Source organism: Agrobacterium vitis, assembly GCF_037039395.1.
Taxonomy (GTDB): domain Bacteria; phylum Pseudomonadota; class Alphaproteobacteria; order Rhizobiales; family Rhizobiaceae; genus Allorhizobium; species Allorhizobium vitis_E.
Genome location: NZ_CP146242.1, coordinates 1,918,652 through 1,935,788 on the forward strand (window position 1 = coordinate 1,918,652; position 17,137 = coordinate 1,935,788).

At 57.8% G+C, this 17,137-nt stretch carries 15 protein-coding genes and 2 riboswitches; of the genes, 7 read left to right on the forward strand and 8 right to left on the reverse strand.

What is annotated here, in order from left to right; translation table 11 throughout:
* The first annotated feature begins 244 nt into the window (after nt 1–244).
* A complete protein-coding gene (locus V6582_RS11535) occupies nt 245–1,102 on the forward strand; it encodes an RNA polymerase factor sigma-32 (RefSeq protein ID WP_156631360.1) in 858 nt (285 codons plus the stop codon).
* A gap of 143 nt (nt 1,103–1,245) precedes the next feature.
* On the opposite strand, the gene V6582_RS11540 is transcribed toward V6582_RS11535, so the two are convergent.
* The 4 genes from V6582_RS11540 to thiB all read right to left on the reverse strand — a co-directional run bounded on the left by V6582_RS11540 (nt 1,246) and on the right by thiB (nt 6,583).
* Entirely contained in the window at nt 1,246–2,727 is a 1,482-nt protein-coding gene (locus tag V6582_RS11540; protein WP_197434350.1) for a M48 family metalloprotease, read from the reverse strand.
* A 293-nt stretch (nt 2,728–3,020) separates the two neighbouring features.
* Nucleotides 3,021–3,782: a thiamine ABC transporter ATP-binding protein gene (locus V6582_RS11545; protein WP_156631359.1), complete on the reverse strand. Its 762-nt coding sequence runs from the start codon at nt 3,780–3,782 to the stop codon at nt 3,021–3,023.
* Nucleotides 3,779–5,401 (reverse strand): thiamine/thiamine pyrophosphate ABC transporter permease ThiP, encoded by a 1,623-nt coding sequence (gene thiP / locus V6582_RS11550; RefSeq protein WP_156631473.1) that lies wholly within the window; start codon nt 5,399–5,401, stop codon nt 3,779–3,781. The genes V6582_RS11545 and thiP overlap by 4 nt, the downstream gene beginning before the upstream one ends.
* Nucleotides 5,402–5,581: 180 nt before the next feature.
* On the reverse strand, nt 5,582–6,583 hold the full coding sequence (gene thiB, locus V6582_RS11555; protein ID WP_156631358.1) for a thiamine ABC transporter substrate binding subunit: 1,002 nt from the start codon (nt 6,581–6,583) through the stop codon (nt 5,582–5,584).
* A 41-nt stretch (nt 6,584–6,624) separates the two neighbouring features.
* A riboswitch (TPP riboswitch) is annotated at nt 6,625–6,731 on the reverse strand.
* Between the two features lie 329 nt (nt 6,732–7,060).
* On the opposite strand from thiB, the gene V6582_RS11560 reads away from it, so the two are divergent.
* The 3 genes from V6582_RS11560 to V6582_RS11570 all read left to right on the forward strand — a co-directional run bounded on the left by V6582_RS11560 (nt 7,061) and on the right by V6582_RS11570 (nt 10,531).
* Complete coding sequence (locus tag V6582_RS11560) at nt 7,061–7,813, forward strand: hypothetical protein (protein ID WP_156631357.1); 753 nt, start codon at nt 7,061–7,063, stop codon at nt 7,811–7,813.
* 257 nt (nt 7,814–8,070) lie between these two features.
* Nucleotides 8,071–9,822, forward strand: a complete 1,752-nt coding sequence (locus V6582_RS11565) for an ABC transporter ATP-binding protein/permease (RefSeq protein ID WP_234889633.1) — start codon at nt 8,071–8,073, stop codon at nt 9,820–9,822.
* 421 nt (nt 9,823–10,243) lie between these two features.
* On the forward strand, nt 10,244–10,531 hold the full coding sequence (locus V6582_RS11570; RefSeq protein WP_015917497.1) for a hypothetical protein: 288 nt from the start codon (nt 10,244–10,246) through the stop codon (nt 10,529–10,531).
* Between the two features lie 313 nt (nt 10,532–10,844).
* Here V6582_RS11570 and V6582_RS11575 read toward each other — a convergent pair whose 3' ends face one another.
* The 4 genes from V6582_RS11575 to V6582_RS11590 form a co-directional block, all read right to left on the reverse strand.
* Complete coding sequence (locus V6582_RS11575) at nt 10,845–12,665, reverse strand: ABC-F family ATP-binding cassette domain-containing protein (RefSeq protein WP_156631355.1); 1,821 nt, start codon at nt 12,663–12,665, stop codon at nt 10,845–10,847.
* A 3-nt stretch (nt 12,666–12,668) separates the two neighbouring features.
* Entirely contained in the window at nt 12,669–13,328 is a 660-nt protein-coding gene (locus V6582_RS11580) for a thiamine diphosphokinase (RefSeq protein WP_156631354.1), read from the reverse strand.
* Nucleotides 13,329–13,522: 194 nt separating this feature from the next.
* Nucleotides 13,523–13,771 carry a 30S ribosomal protein S21 gene (rpsU, locus tag V6582_RS11585; protein ID WP_015917494.1) on the reverse strand — a complete coding sequence of 83 codons (249 nt, stop codon included), beginning with the start codon at nt 13,769–13,771 and terminating at the stop codon, nt 13,523–13,525.
* Between the two features lie 35 nt (nt 13,772–13,806).
* Complete coding sequence (locus tag V6582_RS11590) at nt 13,807–14,076, reverse strand: hypothetical protein (RefSeq protein WP_060718741.1); 270 nt, start codon at nt 14,074–14,076, stop codon at nt 13,807–13,809.
* Between the two features lie 481 nt (nt 14,077–14,557).
* On the opposite strand from V6582_RS11590, the gene V6582_RS11595 reads away from it, so the two are divergent.
* The 3 genes from V6582_RS11595 to V6582_RS11605 all read left to right on the forward strand — a co-directional run bounded on the left by V6582_RS11595 (nt 14,558) and on the right by V6582_RS11605 (nt 17,134).
* Nucleotides 14,558–15,424, forward strand: a complete 867-nt coding sequence (locus V6582_RS11595; RefSeq protein ID WP_156631353.1) for an AAA family ATPase — start codon at nt 14,558–14,560, stop codon at nt 15,422–15,424.
* 184 nt (nt 15,425–15,608) lie between these two features.
* Nucleotides 15,609–15,686: riboswitch (SAM riboswitch) on the forward strand.
* A gap of 69 nt (nt 15,687–15,755) precedes the next feature.
* Nucleotides 15,756–16,685 carry a homoserine O-acetyltransferase MetA gene (gene metA / locus V6582_RS11600; RefSeq protein ID WP_156631352.1) on the forward strand — a complete coding sequence of 310 codons (930 nt, stop codon included), beginning with the start codon at nt 15,756–15,758 and terminating at the stop codon, nt 16,683–16,685.
* Complete coding sequence (locus V6582_RS11605) at nt 16,682–17,134, forward strand: GNAT family N-acetyltransferase (RefSeq protein WP_156631351.1); 453 nt, start codon at nt 16,682–16,684, stop codon at nt 17,132–17,134. Before metA ends, V6582_RS11605 begins: the two co-directional genes overlap by 4 nt.
* The last annotated feature ends 3 nt before the right edge of the window (nt 17,135–17,137 follow it).

The window sequence follows — 17,137 nt, forward strand, 5'->3', positions numbered from 1 at the left end:
CGCGCCACGGGATTTGTCCAGCCTGAAAGCTGGAACATTCCGCAGCTTTGAGCGTTACAGCGACGTTGGTACGGGCAAAACACCATCTCATCACTGGGCACATTAGCTAAATCTATAAAAGATATGTCGCGCAGTGATCCGTTTGGCAAGTCCCATCGTAAAAGAATGAAACATTCATTGCCGTGGTTTCAACCTTTAAATTGCTCTCGACGCGGCCCGTGGTGCCGCGCGAATGGAGGTCGTAATGAATTCCCTGCAAGCCGATAAGAAGCTCATCAGGATTGCAATGGCCGCCCCGTATCTGGAGCGCCAGGAGGAGCATGATCTGGCTGTACGCTGGAAACACGGCAACGATCAGGCTGCCCGCAACCAGATTGCGCATGCCCATATGCGGCTGGTGATTGCCATGGCTTCCAAGTTCCGTGGCTTCGGCCTGCCGCTCGGCGATCTCATTCAAGAAGGCTATATAGGGCTGCTGGAAGCCGCGGCAAGGTTTGAGCCGACCCGCGATGTGCGTTTTTCGACTTATGCCGGCTGGTGGATTCGCGCCTCCATGCAGGATTATATCCTACGCAACTGGTCCATCGTGCGCGGCGGTACCAGTTCCTCCCAGAAAGCGCTGTTTTTCAACCTGCGCCGGTTGCGGGCAAAGCTTGCCCAGGGCGATCAACGCCTGACCGATCAGGCCATTCACCAGGAAATCGCTACCGCGCTTGGCGTCAGCCTTGCCGATGTCCAGTCGATGGATGCCCGGCTCTCCTCCAATGACACCTCCCTGCAAGCACCGATTTCCAATAACGGCGAAGAGGGTGCGGAGCGGCTGGACATGCTGGCCAGCGATGAGCCGACACCGGACGAGCAGGTGACGGATATGATCGATACCGAGCGTCGCCTGGACTGGCTGCGCGGCGCCATGGCCCATCTGAATGAGCGTGAAATGCGCATCATTCGCGCCCGACGGCTTTCGGAGGATGGTGCGACGCTTGAAGAGCTGGGCTGTGAGCTTGGTATTTCCAAGGAGCGGGTGCGCCAGATCGAGACCCGGGCGATGGAAAAGCTGAAGGTCGCGCTGGTTCAGGCCAATCCCCAGATGGTGGCCTGACCAGATCAAACAGGTCCAACCAAATCTCTACGGCCCAAATTTCTACAGCAGCATGCGTTTTATAAAACGCATGCTACTGTAACTGTTTAAATTTGCTGGATAATTCCTTAACTGGATTCCGATTTAAGGAATTATTCCGTAGGTTATTCCGAGACGATTTTGACCCGGCTGCCCTGTGCCGGGCTTTGTCCGGCGGGAATGGCGTTCAACACCTTGAACAATTCCAGCTTTCGATCCGTTCCCATCATCCTGGCCGACAGGCTGGCCAGTGTGTCGCCTTGTCCAACGGTGACGACCCGGACGCGCAATGGTTTCAGCGTTTTGGCTTCCTCGGGTGTGATGCGGCGGAAGGTTTGGCGCAGAAGATCGGCTGTTGGCGCCAGCTGGTCGCTGCCTTTTGGAACGGCGGTCAGGAAGCGGAAAATCTGATTGCCCAGCCGCACCACGGTGACGTCAAAATCCCAGCGATCCGCAGAGGCCCTGGCGGTCGCAGCCTCCATGCCATTGATCTTGGTTTCGTGAATGCTGTCCGGTAACAGGCCGGTGACCCAGCCGCTGGAAATATAATTGGTCAGGCTGCGGTTCTGGGTATCGGCCACGCCGTCGAAGCGGATGGCGACATCGCCCGGCCCGGTGGCCATGACCGCCTCCACCTTGTTGTCGATCTGAAAACCGTCCGGCACGTCGAAGCGAATGCCGAGGCCGCCATGCAGGAACGTGTGGCCACGGACATAGCCCTCCTGCGGACTGTCGCCATACAACATGCCATCGATGCCATCGAAAAAGTAATCGCGGCCCTTGTCGCCGGTCGATCCGTCAGGTCCGAAGGCGCGGGCATGGTCGCGCGCCAGCTCCACCCGCTGCGGTGTGCTGGGGTGGCTGGACAGGAAGTCCATGCTCTGGTCGGCATTCGGGTCGGATGAGCTGTAATGCTGGTAGGCGGCCATGGAATCCAGGAAGCGCGCCGCCGCATAGGGATCGTAACCTGCTTCGCCCAGGGTGCGCACTCCAATCGTATCGGCCTGCAATTCCTGCTGGCGTGAGAAGGCGGCCAGCCGCAGCTTGCCACGCGCCAAGGCCTGCTTGCCGGCCAGATCGCTGGACAGGACCTCGGCCACCACGCGGCTGGCAATGACCTCGGCTTCCTCGCGCCGCTGGCGCTCGATACCGTGATTGGCGGTGACATGGGCCATTTCATGCGACAGCACGGCGGCGACTTCCGAAGCGTCATTGGCCAGCGCCAACAGGCCACGGGTGACGTAGAGATAGCCGCCGGGCAGGGCAAAGGCATTGATAGCAGGCGAATTCAGAATGGTGATGCGATAGGACTGCTGCGGGTTTTCAGACACCACCGTCAACGCACCGGCTATTTTCGCCACCAGCCGTTCGGTTTTCTCGTCGTGATATTCGCCGCCATAGCTTGCCACGATGCGGGGATGCTCACGCGCACCCATCTGGGCGCGGGGATCGTCCTTCTGCACTTCCTGAACGATCTGCGGTGAAGACGAGGGCGAGATGTTCGGCTGATAAGATTGCTCAACCATCGACTGACAGCCGGCAAGCGACAGGGCCGCGATCAGGCCAAGGCTGGCTTTTAATCCAGGGCGCATTTTTCCCGCCACCATAAGCGTGGTCTGCCAGGTGCCTTGGTGTGCAGGGGCCATCAGGATCATATTGCAGCGCATCCTAGAAACGTCTTCGTCCCCTTACCTGTTCAGTCACACCCGCCATTTCGCTGGTATTGCGATGCGGGACGTTTCACGATTTTCATCCAAATCCTTAACAGCATATTATTGATTTGGATAAAACTGCGCATCGCACAAGATCAGTCAATTGGATAAGAAAATGTTAATGATCGCATTCATTTGTGCTTTGTATGCATCACGCCATGCCAGTTGGTCGCGTCGAAATCATGGCCTTAAAACCGGTCTCGATCATGAAAGGGGCCGAGAAAGGTCTTGAGTGCGGCTGGGCCTTCGCCGGAAAGGAAGGTTTTTGCATCGCAATGCAATGAAATCCGGCCTTGATCCAGAAACAGCACATCATCGGCCAGGCGCCGCACATCCTGGGGGTCGTGGCTGACGATCAACACGCTTTGGCCGGTTTCGCGGTGCAGGTCCAGCAGCAGGTCTGCCATGCTGGCGCGCAGGCCGGGATCAAGGGCGGCAAAGGGCTCGTCCAGCAACAGCACCGGCTTGCGCCGCACCAGCGCACGGGCAAAGGCGGCGCGCTGCTTTTCGCCGCCGGAAAGCGTGGCGGGTTTGCGTCGGTCATAGCCACCAAGCCCCACTCTTTTCAGCGCCTCGCTGACTGCCTGGCGATCCTCTGCGCCAAGCCGCAGGGACGGATCAATGCCAAGGCCGATATTGGTAGCGAGATCCAGATGGGCAAACAGGTTATGGTCCTGGAACACCAGCGAGACCGGCCGTTTGGCGGGGGCCAGATCCGTGATGTCTTCCGACCCAATTCGGATACGGCCATGATCGGGGATCTCGAACCCGGCAATCAGGTTCAGCAGGGTGGATTTGCCTGAGCCGGACATGCCGGTGATCGCCGTGATCTTTCCGGACGCGATCTGATCGTTGAAAGCAAAACTCTGGTTTCCCAGACGCAGTTGCACAGCGTCGAGGACAATTGCGGCAACGGATGCGGCATCCGGGATAATGGCCGTCTCGCTCAAGGTCGATCCTCCGGTTTGGTGGCGCTTGAGCCGCCCGCTGTTCCAATCATGGTCAACACAAGGCAGACAAGGCCGAGCAGCAGTGCCAGGCCATCGGCATCGGCGGTGCGGTAGCTGCCCATCCGGCTATAGATCAGCCAGGGCAAAGTCGCCAGATTATTGGCGCCGAACAGGGCCACCGCGCCAAGGTCTCCAAGTGATAGGGCCATGGCAAAGGACAGGGCCGTCAAGATCGGACGGCGCAGGCCCGGCCAGTCGATATGGCGGATCTTGGCCAGTCCGCCAAGGCCAAGGCTTGCAGACAGGCGTGCCGTGCGGTGGTGATGGGTGGCGATGGCTGGCGCCAAGACCCGCATGGTAAAGGGCAGCGCCATGATCGCATTGATCGCCACCACCACCGGTCCGGCAAACCCTGCCGCATTGCCCATCTGGCGCAGCAACAGGAACCAGCCGGTGGCCAGCACGATGACCGGCACCAGCAGAACCAGCGAGGATGTCGCGCCAATCAGCCGGGACAGGGTCACTGCGGCCAAGGTTTTTCGCCGCAGGCCTGCCAGTGCTGTCCTGGCATTGATGAAGACGAGGCTGAGACCCAGCGCCAGCACGGCGGCGGGAAAGGCAATCGCAAGGCTGAGACCGGCAGCCCGCCAGACCGAGGGATCGCCCAGCAGTTTCATGAGATCGGCTTTGATGCCGGCAAAAGCGATATTGGCAAGCGGCGTAACAAGGAAGAGCAGAGCGACCAACAGCAAGGCGCCATCCCAGGCCCGCGCTGCCAGCCCCTTGCCATCGAGCCGCAGCACAGGTCGTTCCTCTGGTATTGCCTGGTCGTCCGGTGCCGGAAACAGCGCCAAAAGGCCAAGCAGCAGGGCTGTGACGGCCAGTTGCAGGGTGGCCAGGGATACGGCCAAGGGCGGATCGAAATCAAAGCGCAGCGCCTGATAGATTGCCACTTCCAGCGTGGTGGCGCCCGGTCCGCCGCCCAGCGTCAACACCAGCGTGAAACTGGTGGCGCAGAGCATGAAGATCAGCCCGGCAATGCCGGGAAGCAAGGGGCTGAGGGCTGGCCATTCGATCATCCGGAAAATCGCAATCGGACCCATGCCAAGGCTGGCGGCCATGCGCCAATAATCGGGCGGCACCCGCTCCAGCCCGGCGAGCAGCAGGCGGGTGGCGAGCGGCATGTTGAAAAACACATGGGCGATGAGAATGCCGGTCAGGCCGTAAATGCTGACGGGTGTCTGACGGCCGAGCAGCGCCAGCAGGTCATTGGCAAGCCCGTTGCGACCCCAGATACCAATCAGGCCCAGCGCTCCGATCAGCACCGGCAGGCCCATGGGCAGCGCCATCAGTCGGATCAGCCAGCGACGGCCCCAGAAATGCCGTTGCCGCGCCAGAGCCAGCGCCACCGGCAGGGCAAAGGCAAGGGACAGTACGGTCGATAGCCCGGCCTGCACCAGGGTAAAGCGCAGGATGGACAGGGTGTAACTGTCCAGCGCCAACGGCAGATGGCCACCAGTGGTGAGCAGCAGGGCGAAGACGGCCAATCCGATAAAGGCAAAAAGGCCGGCAAGGCCGATGACCCCACCGGCAATCGGCAGCAGGTTTTGCCGTGCCAGAGCATCGGACCGAAAAGTGGGAACCGGTTTTCGGAAAACTCCGATGCGCAAACAAAAACCTAGAGCATTTTCGTTTTTCGTCGAATCGCGAAAATGTTCTCGCTCTTTGTTTTTGCGCATTTCCGGACGCAAAACCGCTAAACACTTTTGCTGGAAATGCTTTAAAGCCACGTCAGAGCCTTACTTCGCCGCCATTGCGGCCTGCCATTCCGCAATCCAGGCCTTGCGATTGGCGGCAACCTCCTGCGGGCTCATCAGGAAGGTCTTGGCTGGCTTGACCAGACGGTTGAAAGCCTCCGGCAGCGGGGTCGAGGTCTTGGTAACCGGCATCATCCAATTGTTGGTCGGGATCTCATCCTGGAAGCCTGTCGTCAGCATGAATTTCAGGAAATCCTCGGCCAATTGCTTGTGCTTGGCGCCTTTCAACAGTCCTGCCACTTCGATCTGGATGTAATGCCCTTCCGAAAAGTCTGCGGCCTGATAACGGTCGGTGTTTTCTGAGACCATGTGATAGGCGGGTGAGGTCGTGTAGGAAAACACCATCGGCACTTCGCCCTTGGTAAACAGGCCATAGGCCTCCGACCAACCGGGGGTGACGGTCAGCACCCGGTCCTTCAATTTTGCCCAGGCGGCGGGTGCGTCCTTGCCATAGACCGACTTGACCCAGAGCAGCAGGCCGAGCCCCGGAGTTGAGGTGCGCGGGTCTTCGATGACGATCTTCTGGGCAGGGTCGCCTTCCACCAGTTCCTTCAGGCTTTTGGGCGGATTTTTTATGGTCTGGGTGTCGTATACGACGGCGAAATGTCCGTAATCATAGGGCACGAACATATCGTCCTTGAAGCCGCCAGGCACCTGGGCCGCCGACGCATCGATGCCGTGGGGGGCGAAAAGCCCGGTCTGTTTGGCTTCCTCGGTGAGATTGGTGTCCAGCCCCAGCGCCAGATCCGCCTCGCTGGAAGCGCCTTCCAGCTTCAGCCGGTTCAGCAGCGCCACGCCATCTTCCAGCCCGACGAACTTGACGGTGCAGCCGCAGGTCTTTTCAAACGTGGCTTTCACCTTCGGCCCCGGCCCCCATTCGGAAACGAAGCTTTCATAGGTGTAGATGGTCAGCACTTTGTCTTCGGCATTGGCGGCCGTCAGGCTGGCAAGAAGGGGAAGGGCTGCTAGCAGCAAACGGCGCATGGTCTCTCCTTGAGCAAAAACAATGAAGGAGAGACGGGGAGCAGAAATGCACCTCTAATCCCTCCGCCGGTGTTAACCGGATCAGGTTCCGCGGGTTGGCGTAAGCCTCTCAGCCCCGAACCAAATCGGAGCACCCCGTTAGAGTATTATGTGCAGATGTAACTGGGCGGTCATGTGCTGGCAAGGGGTGGAAAAGAGGAATGGTACGATCCGCACGCCACTATGACAGATCATGTTTACGTCCAATTATGCCAAGGCCGATGTTTTCTTGGCATAGTTTGACGCGGCTATTTAACCCGTTCCATACACGCTGATTTTAGGTGTCGCGTATTATCAATGTTGTGGTGGGGCGTGCCACTTCTGTTTGAGGTTACAAGAGGTGTGATGGTCACATCACTTGCAATCATATCTTGATTGCGACATAATGTTAAAATTATTGTCGCATATTGGTTTTTAGCCGTTATCACGGAGTTTGTCATGGCCGAGAAACTGCAAGGTGAAGCTCGAAACAAGGTTTTAAAAGGCGTCGTGGACACCGCCTGCGTCAGCATACACACAACGGGCATGCTAAGTGGGCATACGGGAAGTTGGGGCGATAACGAGATTCTTGAGCAAGCGCGCATAAACACGATGAGGCCCGGCGGTCGGGCCGAAGCTTATCTCAATCACTATCGTCAAGGGTCTGGCGCGGATGTTTATTTTTCAGTCAAGCAATTGATGGGTGAAGATCAATCGGTCAAAGCGCATATTACGCGTAAGATAAACGAGATGGTTGCATTCTTTGAAAATAGCGGCACGCCAACGTCCAGCATGATCGGTATTGTCGGATTGGCGCAGAAATATTTCAGTAATATTGATTGGCAATACGCCACAGGTTCCCTGAACATAAAATGGAGCGTGGTCGATAAATTTGAAAGGCCAAATGGTAGATTTCTGCTCGTTGAACTAAGCTGCGTCAATGTTTATCGATGGCACCCCGAGGCTGACCGCTATACACAATGTGTTCATCAGGCCGCTCAAAGCCTTCAGAAGCCAACTTCGGATTTCAATTTAAGCGCACCATTGAATCCGATGGACATTGGTTCTTATGTCGGATTAAAGCCCGGAAAAACGCAAACATTTCCTGCTGCGCGAAATTTCAAAATGATATCTAAGCCGGAAAGAGTTATACTTCCTAAACTCTCTGGAATTCCAAATATTTCGGGGAGTGGAGCGGTTTCTTCTGTTTAGATTGGAGTGAGGCATACAAACAAGGTTTCTTGTTTTTCCTGTGTTATTTTGCAGGTCTTCAATATTCTATGGCTTAAAACATCTAGTCGCTTACGAATCCTCAATTCGTTTTAAAAAAGTGGCCAATTCGAAATCATCCTTTGATTTGTGACCGGTAGAAGTGATTATTCAGTAGCCAAGCGGTGGTAACTAGAGCATTCTTGATGTCAAGACCGGCATTAGAGGCCGTGTCATCAATGATGATTGTACCGCGACGAATGTTTGACAACGAAACCGCCGCGCCGGACATGACATTTGCCGAACAGATGCGCATGGCTGGCCAATCCTTCTGGTCCAGCCATGTAAGAGGGCGCATTCTGCTGCTGGCGCTTTCGTTGCTGGGCGTCATCCTGCTTCTGACCTATGGCCAGATATTGCTCAATCGCTGGAACCAGCCGTTCTACAATGCCTTGGAAAATCGCGATCTATCCGCGTTTTGGCAGGAGTTGCGTAATTTCTTCTTCATTGCCGCCTTTCTGTTGGTCATCAATGTGGCGCAGACCTTTTTCAGCCAGATGACCGCGCTTTACATGCGCGAAGGCCTGGCGCGCGATATGGTCGATCAATGGCTGAAAGGCAGGCGTGCCTATCGGCTGTCGGTTTCCAGCCCGCTTGGCGTCAATCCGGACCAACGCCTGCATGAAGATGCGCGCAAGCTGGCGGAATCGACGACGTCGCTCACCGTTGGTCTGGTGCAATCCACCATTCTGCTCGTCAGTTTCATCAGCGTGCTCTGGAAATTGTCCGGGGATTTCTCGTTGACACTGTTTGGCCATCAGATCGCCATTCCCGGCTATATGGTCTGGGCGGCGCTGATCTATGCCGGCGGTGCGGCGGTGGCCAGCAATCTGGTCGGAGCGACGCTGACCCGTCTCAATGCCACCCGCTATGCCCGCGAGGCCGAGCTTCGCGCTGCCTTGATGCGCAGCAACGAGCATCTGGAGCCGATTGCGCTCGCGCGCGGCGAGGATGTCGAGCGCGCCCAGATCCATGCCACCATCGACCGGGTGCTGGCGATCATTTCCAAGCTGGCGCTGGCGCTGACCAATCTGACCTGGGTGTCGGCAGCCTTCGGCTGGCTGGCGCTGATCGTGCCGGTGCTGATTGCTTCGCCAGCCTATTTCAGCGGCACGATGACCTTCGGCGGCCTTATGATGGCGGCCTCCGCCTTCACGCAGGTCTATACGGCGCTGCGCTGGTATGTCGATAATTTCGGGGCGATTGCCGATTGGAAGGCAACACTGCTGCGGGTGATGGTGCTGCGCGCCGCCCTGATCGAACCGGCGCTGACCGAGACGGTGGAAGGCCAGATCCGGGTTGAGGCCGGAAAGCCGGGCGAACTGGCTTTCGAGGATGTCTATATCCGCACCCCCGTCGAGGCGGAGGCCCATTGGGGCGGTTATCATCTGAAAGAGGACAATCCCACCATCCTTGCCGGCGAGCATGTGATGGTCAACGGCGATCCCGGCATCAACCGGCGACAGTTCTTCAACGCCATCGCCGGCCTCTGGCCCTATGGCGAAGGCCTGATCCGTCTGCCGCAGGAAGATCATATCCTGTTCGTGCCACAGTCCCCCTATATGCCGGAGGGGCGGTTGCGCGACCTCCTGGCCTATCCCGAGGATGCCTCCACCTATAGCGAGGAAGCGATGACGCTGGCGCTGAAAACGGTCAAGCTCAGCCGCCTTGTCGCTGCGCTGGACGAGCGGCAGCGTTGGGACCGGGTGCTGGACAAGGATGAGCAGATGGCGCTGGCTTTTGCCCATATCCTGTTGCGCAAGCCCCGTTGGGTGGTATTCAACGATGTGCTTGATGGTGTGGAGCCGGAAACGGCGACGATCCTGACCGGGGTGATGACGCAGTTAGAGGAGGCGACGCTGATCTATATCGGCCGCGCCCAGGGCTTTATCGATACGGTATCGCCGCGCATCCTGCATCTGGAGCGGATGGACGTGCCGGTGCCGGAATAGACCTGCTCGACGGCATAACTCGTTAAAGCGAGCTTCATCTCGTCCGATTTAAGGAATTATCCAGTAGACTCTCTGCCCGCAGAAGCTTACTGCATAATCTTTAAACCAGATATGGATTAAAAAAGCGAAATTGCGCGCCAAGCAGACTGTGACATTGCCCTTGGGGCCCTCTCCACAGGCGCTCGCAATATCAGAATTCATTGGGCCGTTTCCGCGTGCCACCGCATCATGCCAATAGCCGTTAACAATGGCAGTCGGTATTCCGTTGCGACTATCTCAAGCCTTTAAGGCACTTGAGATGGTCGTTTTTTTTTCAAGGCAGGGACGCGTGAGCGTCTTCGGGCCTTGGTATAACACACAAGAGACAGAGCATTTCCTTGAGCGTCCCTGGCGCTGGAAATGGTCCCACTAGAGGCTGGATATGATCGAATTGACACCCACACAGATCCGCGGATTGAAGCTTGCCAAGGAAGGCGATCTGTATCCCCAGCCGCTGAAGAAATGGACGCATCTGAACGCAGAAGTTACGTATTCCCGGACCGACCGTTTCAAGGAACGGCCGCAGAAGATCAAGTTTCTCACCACCACGACCGTGACGGAACTGACGGACCTGGGCCTGCTGGAACGGTGCAATACTGCGGAAGAAGCCGAGCAAGATTCCCGCCGGATCACCATGGCCGGCAAGATGTGGCTGCTCAAAACCAAATAATGGTTACTTCATCATTCTTTAAACCGGAATCGGTTTAAAGAGAAAATTATGCAGCCGCTATAAAGAGCGACTGCGAACCTTTGTGCGCCATATAGGGCGCATGGCGCTGTAGTGATGCCAATGCCTGGAGATGTCTTCGTGCCTCCAGGCATTGGGAATGCAAGGCTTCATCCCACACATGTAAAGCGCTAGAGCATCGGACCGAAAAGTGGGAACCGGTTTTCGGATAAATCCGATGCGTAAACAAAAACTTAGAGCATCGGTCCGATGCTCTAGACCGGACCTTTGCGCACGGTTCTATAGAGCGCTTGGGTTACCCCTCCAGTTCTTCGCGCAGCATTTCCAGTTCCAGCCATTCTTCTTCCATGCGGGCGATGGACTGACGTAGCACTTCCATTTCGGCGGCGAGCTTGTTGAAGGTGGCGGGGTCCTTCACGAACAGGTTGGGATCGGCCATTTTCGCCTCCCGCAGCGCGATCTCTTTCTCGGCCTTTTCCATTTCCTTCGGCAGGTTTTCCAGCGCGAATTTCTGCTTGAAGGACAATTTTCCTTTGTTCTTGGCTGTCGTATCGGCGCTTTTGCCGCCGCCCTCCTGCGTCTTGGCTTTTTCCACGCGCTTGCGCTCGTCTTCCACACCCCGGCGCTGCGCCAGCATGTCGGAATAGCCACCGGCATATTCGATCCAGCGGCCATCTGGGGCCTCCGGATTGGCGGGGGCGATGGTCGAGGTCACGGTGCGGTCGAGGAAATCACGGTCATGGCTGACGAGGATGACGGTGCCGGAATAGCCGGTAACGATTTCCTGAAGCAGGTCCAGGGTCTCGATGTCGAGGTCGTTGGTCGGCTCATCGAGGATCAGCAGGTTGGAGGGTTTCGCCATGATCCGGGCCAGCATCAGCCTGGCCCGCTCGCCGCCGGACAGATTGCGGATCGGAGTGCGGGCCTGTTCCGGCTGAAACAGAAATTCCTTCATATAGCCGGTGACATGTTTCTGCTCGCCATTGACCAGCAGGTTCTCGCCGCGTCCGTCGGTCAGGTAGTTGGCCAGCGTGTCATCAGGGTTCAGGTCCTCGCGCTTCTGATCGAGCGTGGCAATTTCCAGATTGGTGCCGAGCTTGATCGTGCCTTCGTCAGGCGAAAGTTGGCCGGTCAGCATTTTCAACAGCGTGGTTTTGCCAGCGCCATTCGGTCCGACCAGGCCGATACAGTCGCCGCGATGCACCCGGATTGAAAACGGCGCAATAATTGTCCGCTCGCCATAGGCCTTGGTGATCTTGTCGGCCTCGATCACCAGCTTGCCGCTTTCCTTGCCCTCGGTGGCGCTGGCAAGGATTGTTCCCTGCGGACCTTTATGGCCGCGATAGTCGGCGCGCAGGGTCTGGAGGTTGCCAAGCCGGCGCATATTGCGCTTGCGCCGTGCCGTTACGCCGTAGCGCAGCCAATGTTCTTCACGCTCGATCGCCTTGCCCAGCTTGTGCTGTTCGATCTCTTCTTCTTCCAGCACCTTGTCGCGCCATTCCTCGAAATGTCCAAAGCCGCGCGCCAGACGGCGCGACAGGCCGCGATCCAGCCAGACGGTGGCGGTCGAGCATTTCTCCAGGAAGCGCCTGTCATGGGAGATCAGCACCAGGGCGCTGCGGGTCTTGCGCAATTCCTCTTCCAACCATTCAATGGTCGGCAGGTCGAGATGGTTGGTCGGCTCGTCCAGCATCAGGATGTCGGGTTCCGGGGCAAGAACGCGGGCGAGGGCTGCGCGGCGCGCTTCACCGCCCGACAGGCTTTTTGGATCCTCCTGGCCGCTCAGACCCAGATGTTCCAGCAGATACGTGACCCGGTACGGGTCGTCGCCGGGGCCAAGCCCTGCCTCGGCATAGGCCTGCACGGTGGCGTGGCTGCCGAAATCCGGGGCCTGTTCGAGATAACGGATGGTGGCCGAGGGGTGGCGGAACACTTCGCCCGATTGGGCCTCGACCAGACCGGCAGCGATCTTCATCAGGGTGGACTTGCCCGAGCCGTTGCGGCCGACAAGGCAGATGCGGTCGCCCGGTTCGACTTGCAGGCCTGCGCCGTTGAGCAGCGGTGCGCCGCCGAAGGACAGGAAGATATTGTCAAGTTTCAGGATTGGCGGTGCCAAGGGTCACGCTCCGGTCATGTCATAAGGGCGGGCAAGAATCACGGCGTCGCCGCTGCCAAGCGACAGCGTTACCGGACCTTCGGCCACATTGGAAATGGTGCGGGACGATCCGAATGGTAGATCGAAACCCTGCAATGGATAGCGGGCGCCAGCAATGGTCAGCCCGGCCAGCGCGGAAAAGCCGAGAATGGAAAACAGCGAACCCTGTGGCAGATCCAGGGTGATGGTCTTGCCTGCGGCAAGCGGCCACGCCTCTTCCTCCCCGGATGTAAGATGCAGATCAAGCCCCTGGGTCGCCAGTGCCACTGCCAGCAGCAGATGCATCATCGCGTGGTCGGATCGTTCTCCCCCAAGCGCGCCAGCCAGCAGCAGAGAGGTCGCGCCGCGCTTGCGGGCTTCCTCAATGGCGATTTCACCATCCGTGAGGTTCTTGCGGGCCGGATAGGGCAGGCGCGGGATATCCAGAAACCGGTCTGCGGGCAGATCGTCGGAACTGTCGAAATCGCCCACCCATAGCTCGGGCGTCAGTCCCAGCGGTTCGGCATGGCGCATGCCGCCATCGGCGGCGATGGCGCGGGTTCCTGCAACAGTACCGAGCAGCCGGGGCGTGATGGCGAGGGGACCGCCGAGCAGAATGGTGAAGGTGCTTTCCGTCATGGCCATGCCATAACGCATCTGAGGCCAAATGCAAAAGGCGTTCCGTGATCAACGGAACGCCTGCGGCATTTTCCAGTCCGATTGCCCGAGGCACAGTAGGCTTGAGCCCAATGGCCTGAAACAAAGGATTCGAGACCTGCACGGATTTGCCCGGTCTCGATTTTATGGCCAAGGGCGATGTGCCCCTTGCCCTTCCGCCCTTACCCTTGGGCGCGTGGTGCAAAAACTTTTTTCTTCGGCGCAGGCAGAAGGCCCTCGCGCTGAAGCTTCTTGCGGGCCAGCTTGCGGGTGCGGCGCACGGCCTCGGCCTTTTCGCGGGTCTTCTTTTCCGACGGCTTTTCATAGGCCGAACGGGCCTTCATTTCACGAAACAGACCTTCGCGCTGCATTTTCTTCTTCAGCACGCGCAATGCCTGCTCAACATTGTTATCCCTGACGAGTACCTGCACTGTCTCTCCTTTGATGGTTGAGGATGATAATCTGGTTATTTCGAATTGACTGGCGCCAGCCAGGCAGCGCCCGGCTTTTGTGTTTTTGAGGCCGTGCCTGACCGTGGCGAACGGCTGACATCGATCTCGTCCTCGGCAATCGACCGATCGAACGTTTCGCTTTCGAAGCGAACCCGATACCGCCGAGCGCCCTGGGATTCCGGCAGGGTGGCAAGTACCTTGCACACGCCGACCGACCGCGAAAGCCTGACGGGACCGTCTTTCAGCACGACCATGTCGCCTGTCTTGTATAAATGCGCCGTCATGCCGGTCTCCTTGCAGGACTACTGCTCGCGGATCAAATGCCGAAACGAAAATGCGCCGGGAAACCGCTTTGGTTTCGCCGGGGCGAAAAGATGCGGACAACAGTGCGAACGGCGCGGTGCGGATTTTTGCAGCGCTGTGCGCCGATACCGGCGCTCACGTGCCGCTGCAAAACGGATAGTCCCTGCCCAATCCTGCCATCGAACCGCACCCGGTTCAGCGGCACAGACAAAAAACCGGAACGTCCGGCCTTGCAGTTCAGTCAGGCAGAGGAAAGTTTAACTCATGCCCATTCGGGGCCAAAACGCTTTCCTGCCGGAAAAGGTGACCCCATCCTGAATGGTCGAGCAGGATGTGGGGGCCAAAGTGGCAGATTTCAAACAAAATACAAGCTTTATTTGTGAAGAGATTGGCCTGCACTGGCTTGTCGCTGGCTGTGCCGCTGATTACTTTCACCGAAATTCACGATGAATTGGAGAGATCATGCCATTTGCCGGGCAATTCACCGGAAGCGCGGATTATATCGCCGACAAGGACCTGACGGTGGCCGTCAATGCGGCCATTGCGCTGGAACGGCCGCTGCTGGTCAAGGGGGAGCCAGGCACCGGCAAGACCGAGCTGGCCCGCCAGGTTGCCGCGGCTCTTGGTCTCGACATGATCGAATGGACGATCAAATCCACCACCAAGGCGCAGCAGGGTCTTTACGAATATGATGCCGTGTCGCGCCTGCGCGATAGCCAGCTGGGCGATCCGCGCGTCAGCGATATCGGCAATTATATAAGGCGTGGCAAGCTCTGGGAAGCCTTTGCCGCAGGCCGGAAAACCGTGCTGCTGATCGATGAGATCGACAAGGCCGATATCGAGTTTCCCAACGATCTGTTGCAGGAACTGGATCGGATGGAGTTTCACGTCTATGAGACCGGCGAGCGGGTGAAGGCGCAGGTGCGCCCGATCGTCATCATCACCTCCAACAATGAGAAAGAGCTGCCCGACGCTTTTCTGCGCCGTTGTTTCTTCCATTATATCCGCTTTCCAGATGCCGAGACGCTGGCGCGGATCGTCGAGGTTCACTATCCCGGCATCAAGCAGCGGCTGCTCGAGGCGGCCTTGACCCGGTTTTACGAGATCCGCGAAACGCCGGGCCTGAAAAAACGTCCGTCGACCTCCGAAGCTCTGGACTGGATCCGCCTGCTGGTGGCTGACGAGGTCGATCCCGCCGATTTGCGCAGCGATGCCGCCAATGCCCTGCCCAAACTGCACGGCGCGCTTTTGAAGAATGAGCAGGACGTGCATCTGTTCGAGCGGCTGGCCTTTATGGCCCGGCGTGACGGAGCGCGGGACGGACGCTGAACCTTGCTGCGGTGCAACTGATCTTTTCATTGATTCGTAACGGGTGAAGGCGTAAATAACCGTCTTATACGAAGATTCATTGAAAATGACTCTTCGTATTCCCTTTGAAAATATCTCAAGCCTTTGACGCATTTGAGATATTTTCAATTTTTCAAGTCGAGGATGCGTCAGCATGTCAGAGACTTGGTATTATCGTGGTGATTTGGCCGGCCGGCTTGCAGCCACGTAAAATAAGTCGCTAAAGGGCCGAGGCAAGTTATCCAAGACTTTCCGAGGCCGATGGCGATAGCAAAGCTGCCGTACCGTGCCGTGACAGGAAAGTTTAAAGCCGATGCCGATCAAGATTCCCGATACGCTCCCCGCCTTCGACGCCCTCGTTCATGAGGGTGTGCGGGTCATGACGGAAACCGCAGCGATCCGTCAGGATATTCGCCCGTTGCAGATCGCCCTGCTCAATCTTATGCCCAACAAGATCAAGACCGAGGTGCAGTTTGCCCGGCTGATCGGCGCATCGCCATTGCAGGTGGAGCTGACCCTGGTGCGGATCGGCGGGCATAAGGCCAAGAACACGCCCCAAGAGCATCTTCTGTCCTTCTACCAGACCTGGGAAGAGGTCAAGGATCGCAAGTTCGACGGACTGATCATTACCGGTGCGCCGGTGGAAACGCTGCCCTTTGAGGACGTCACCTATTGGAGCGAGATGCAGCAGATTCTCGACTGGACCGAAACCAATGTCCATACGACGATGAATGTCTGCTGGGGCGCGATGGCGGCGATCTATCACTTCCATAAGGTGCCGAAACACGGGCTGAAGGAAAAAGCCTTCGGCGTGTTCCGTCATCGCAATCTGGCGCCGTCGTCCATCTATCTCAATGGGTTCTCGGATGATTTCCAGGTGCCGGTGTCTCGTTGGACCGAGGTGCGCCGCGCCGATATCGAAAAAGTGCCGGACCTGAACATCCTGATGGAATCCGACGAAATGGGCGTCTGTCTGGTGCATGAGGACAGGGGAAACCGGCTCTACATGTTCAATCATGTCGAATATGATTCCACCTCGCTGGCGGATGAATATTTCCGCGACGTCAGTGCTGGCATCCCGATTCGCCTGCCGTATGATTATTTTCCCCACAACGATGATACACTGACGCCGCTCAACCGCTGGCGCAGCCACGCGCATCTGCTGTTTGGAAACTGGATCAACGAGATGTATCAGACCACCAGCTATGACTTGAACGATATCGGCAAGGGTCGCGGCAAATGACAGGCGATCTTCTGGTCCGTCCCTTGACTGTCGATGATGAGGCAGACTGGCGCCGCCTGTGGAGCGCCTATCTCGCTTTCTACAAAACGGAACTGCCGGAAGAGGTCTATGCGACCACCTTTGCCAGGCTGACGGGGCAGGGAGCTGGCGAATTTCGCGGCTTCCTGGCTGTGGCTGAGGGTAAAGCTGTGGGCCTCAGCCATTATGTTTTTCACCGGTCCTGCTGGTATATTGCCGATGTCTGCTATCTTCAGGATCTCTATGTCGATCCTGAGGTGCGTGGGCTGGGTATTGGTCAGGCGCTGATTGCAGCGGTCAACGCTGCGGCGGTGGAAGCTGGCGCGGGCAAGGTCTATTGGATGACCCAGGAGTTTAACAGCACGGCCCGGCGCCTCTATGATCAGGTGGCGGACAAGACCCCCTTCATCATCTATCAGCAACCGCTCTGAGCG

Coding starts and splice junctions, on each gene's coding strand:
- V6582_RS11535 (WP_156631360.1), top strand. CDS start 245: ATGAATTCCCTGCAAGCCGATAAGAAGCTCATCAGGATTGCAATGGCC.
- V6582_RS11540 (WP_197434350.1), bottom strand. CDS start 2,727: ATGGTGGCGGGAAAAATGCGCCCTGGATTAAAAGCCAGCCTTGGCCTG.
- thiB (WP_156631358.1), bottom strand. CDS start 6,583: ATGCGCCGTTTGCTGCTAGCAGCCCTTCCCCTTCTTGCCAGCCTGACG.
- V6582_RS11560 (WP_156631357.1), top strand. CDS start 7,061: ATGGCCGAGAAACTGCAAGGTGAAGCTCGAAACAAGGTTTTAAAAGGC.
- V6582_RS11565 (WP_234889633.1), top strand. CDS start 8,071: ATGTTTGACAACGAAACCGCCGCGCCGGACATGACATTTGCCGAACAG.
- V6582_RS11570 (WP_015917497.1), top strand. CDS start 10,244: ATGATCGAATTGACACCCACACAGATCCGCGGATTGAAGCTTGCCAAG.
- V6582_RS11580 (WP_156631354.1), bottom strand. CDS start 13,328: ATGGCCATGACGGAAAGCACCTTCACCATTCTGCTCGGCGGTCCCCTC.
- V6582_RS11590 (WP_060718741.1), bottom strand. CDS start 14,076: ATGACGGCGCATTTATACAAGACAGGCGACATGGTCGTGCTGAAAGAC.
- V6582_RS11595 (WP_156631353.1), top strand. CDS start 14,558: ATGCCATTTGCCGGGCAATTCACCGGAAGCGCGGATTATATCGCCGAC.
- metA (WP_156631352.1), top strand. CDS start 15,756: ATGCCGATCAAGATTCCCGATACGCTCCCCGCCTTCGACGCCCTCGTT.
- V6582_RS11605 (WP_156631351.1), top strand. CDS start 16,682: ATGACAGGCGATCTTCTGGTCCGTCCCTTGACTGTCGATGATGAGGCA.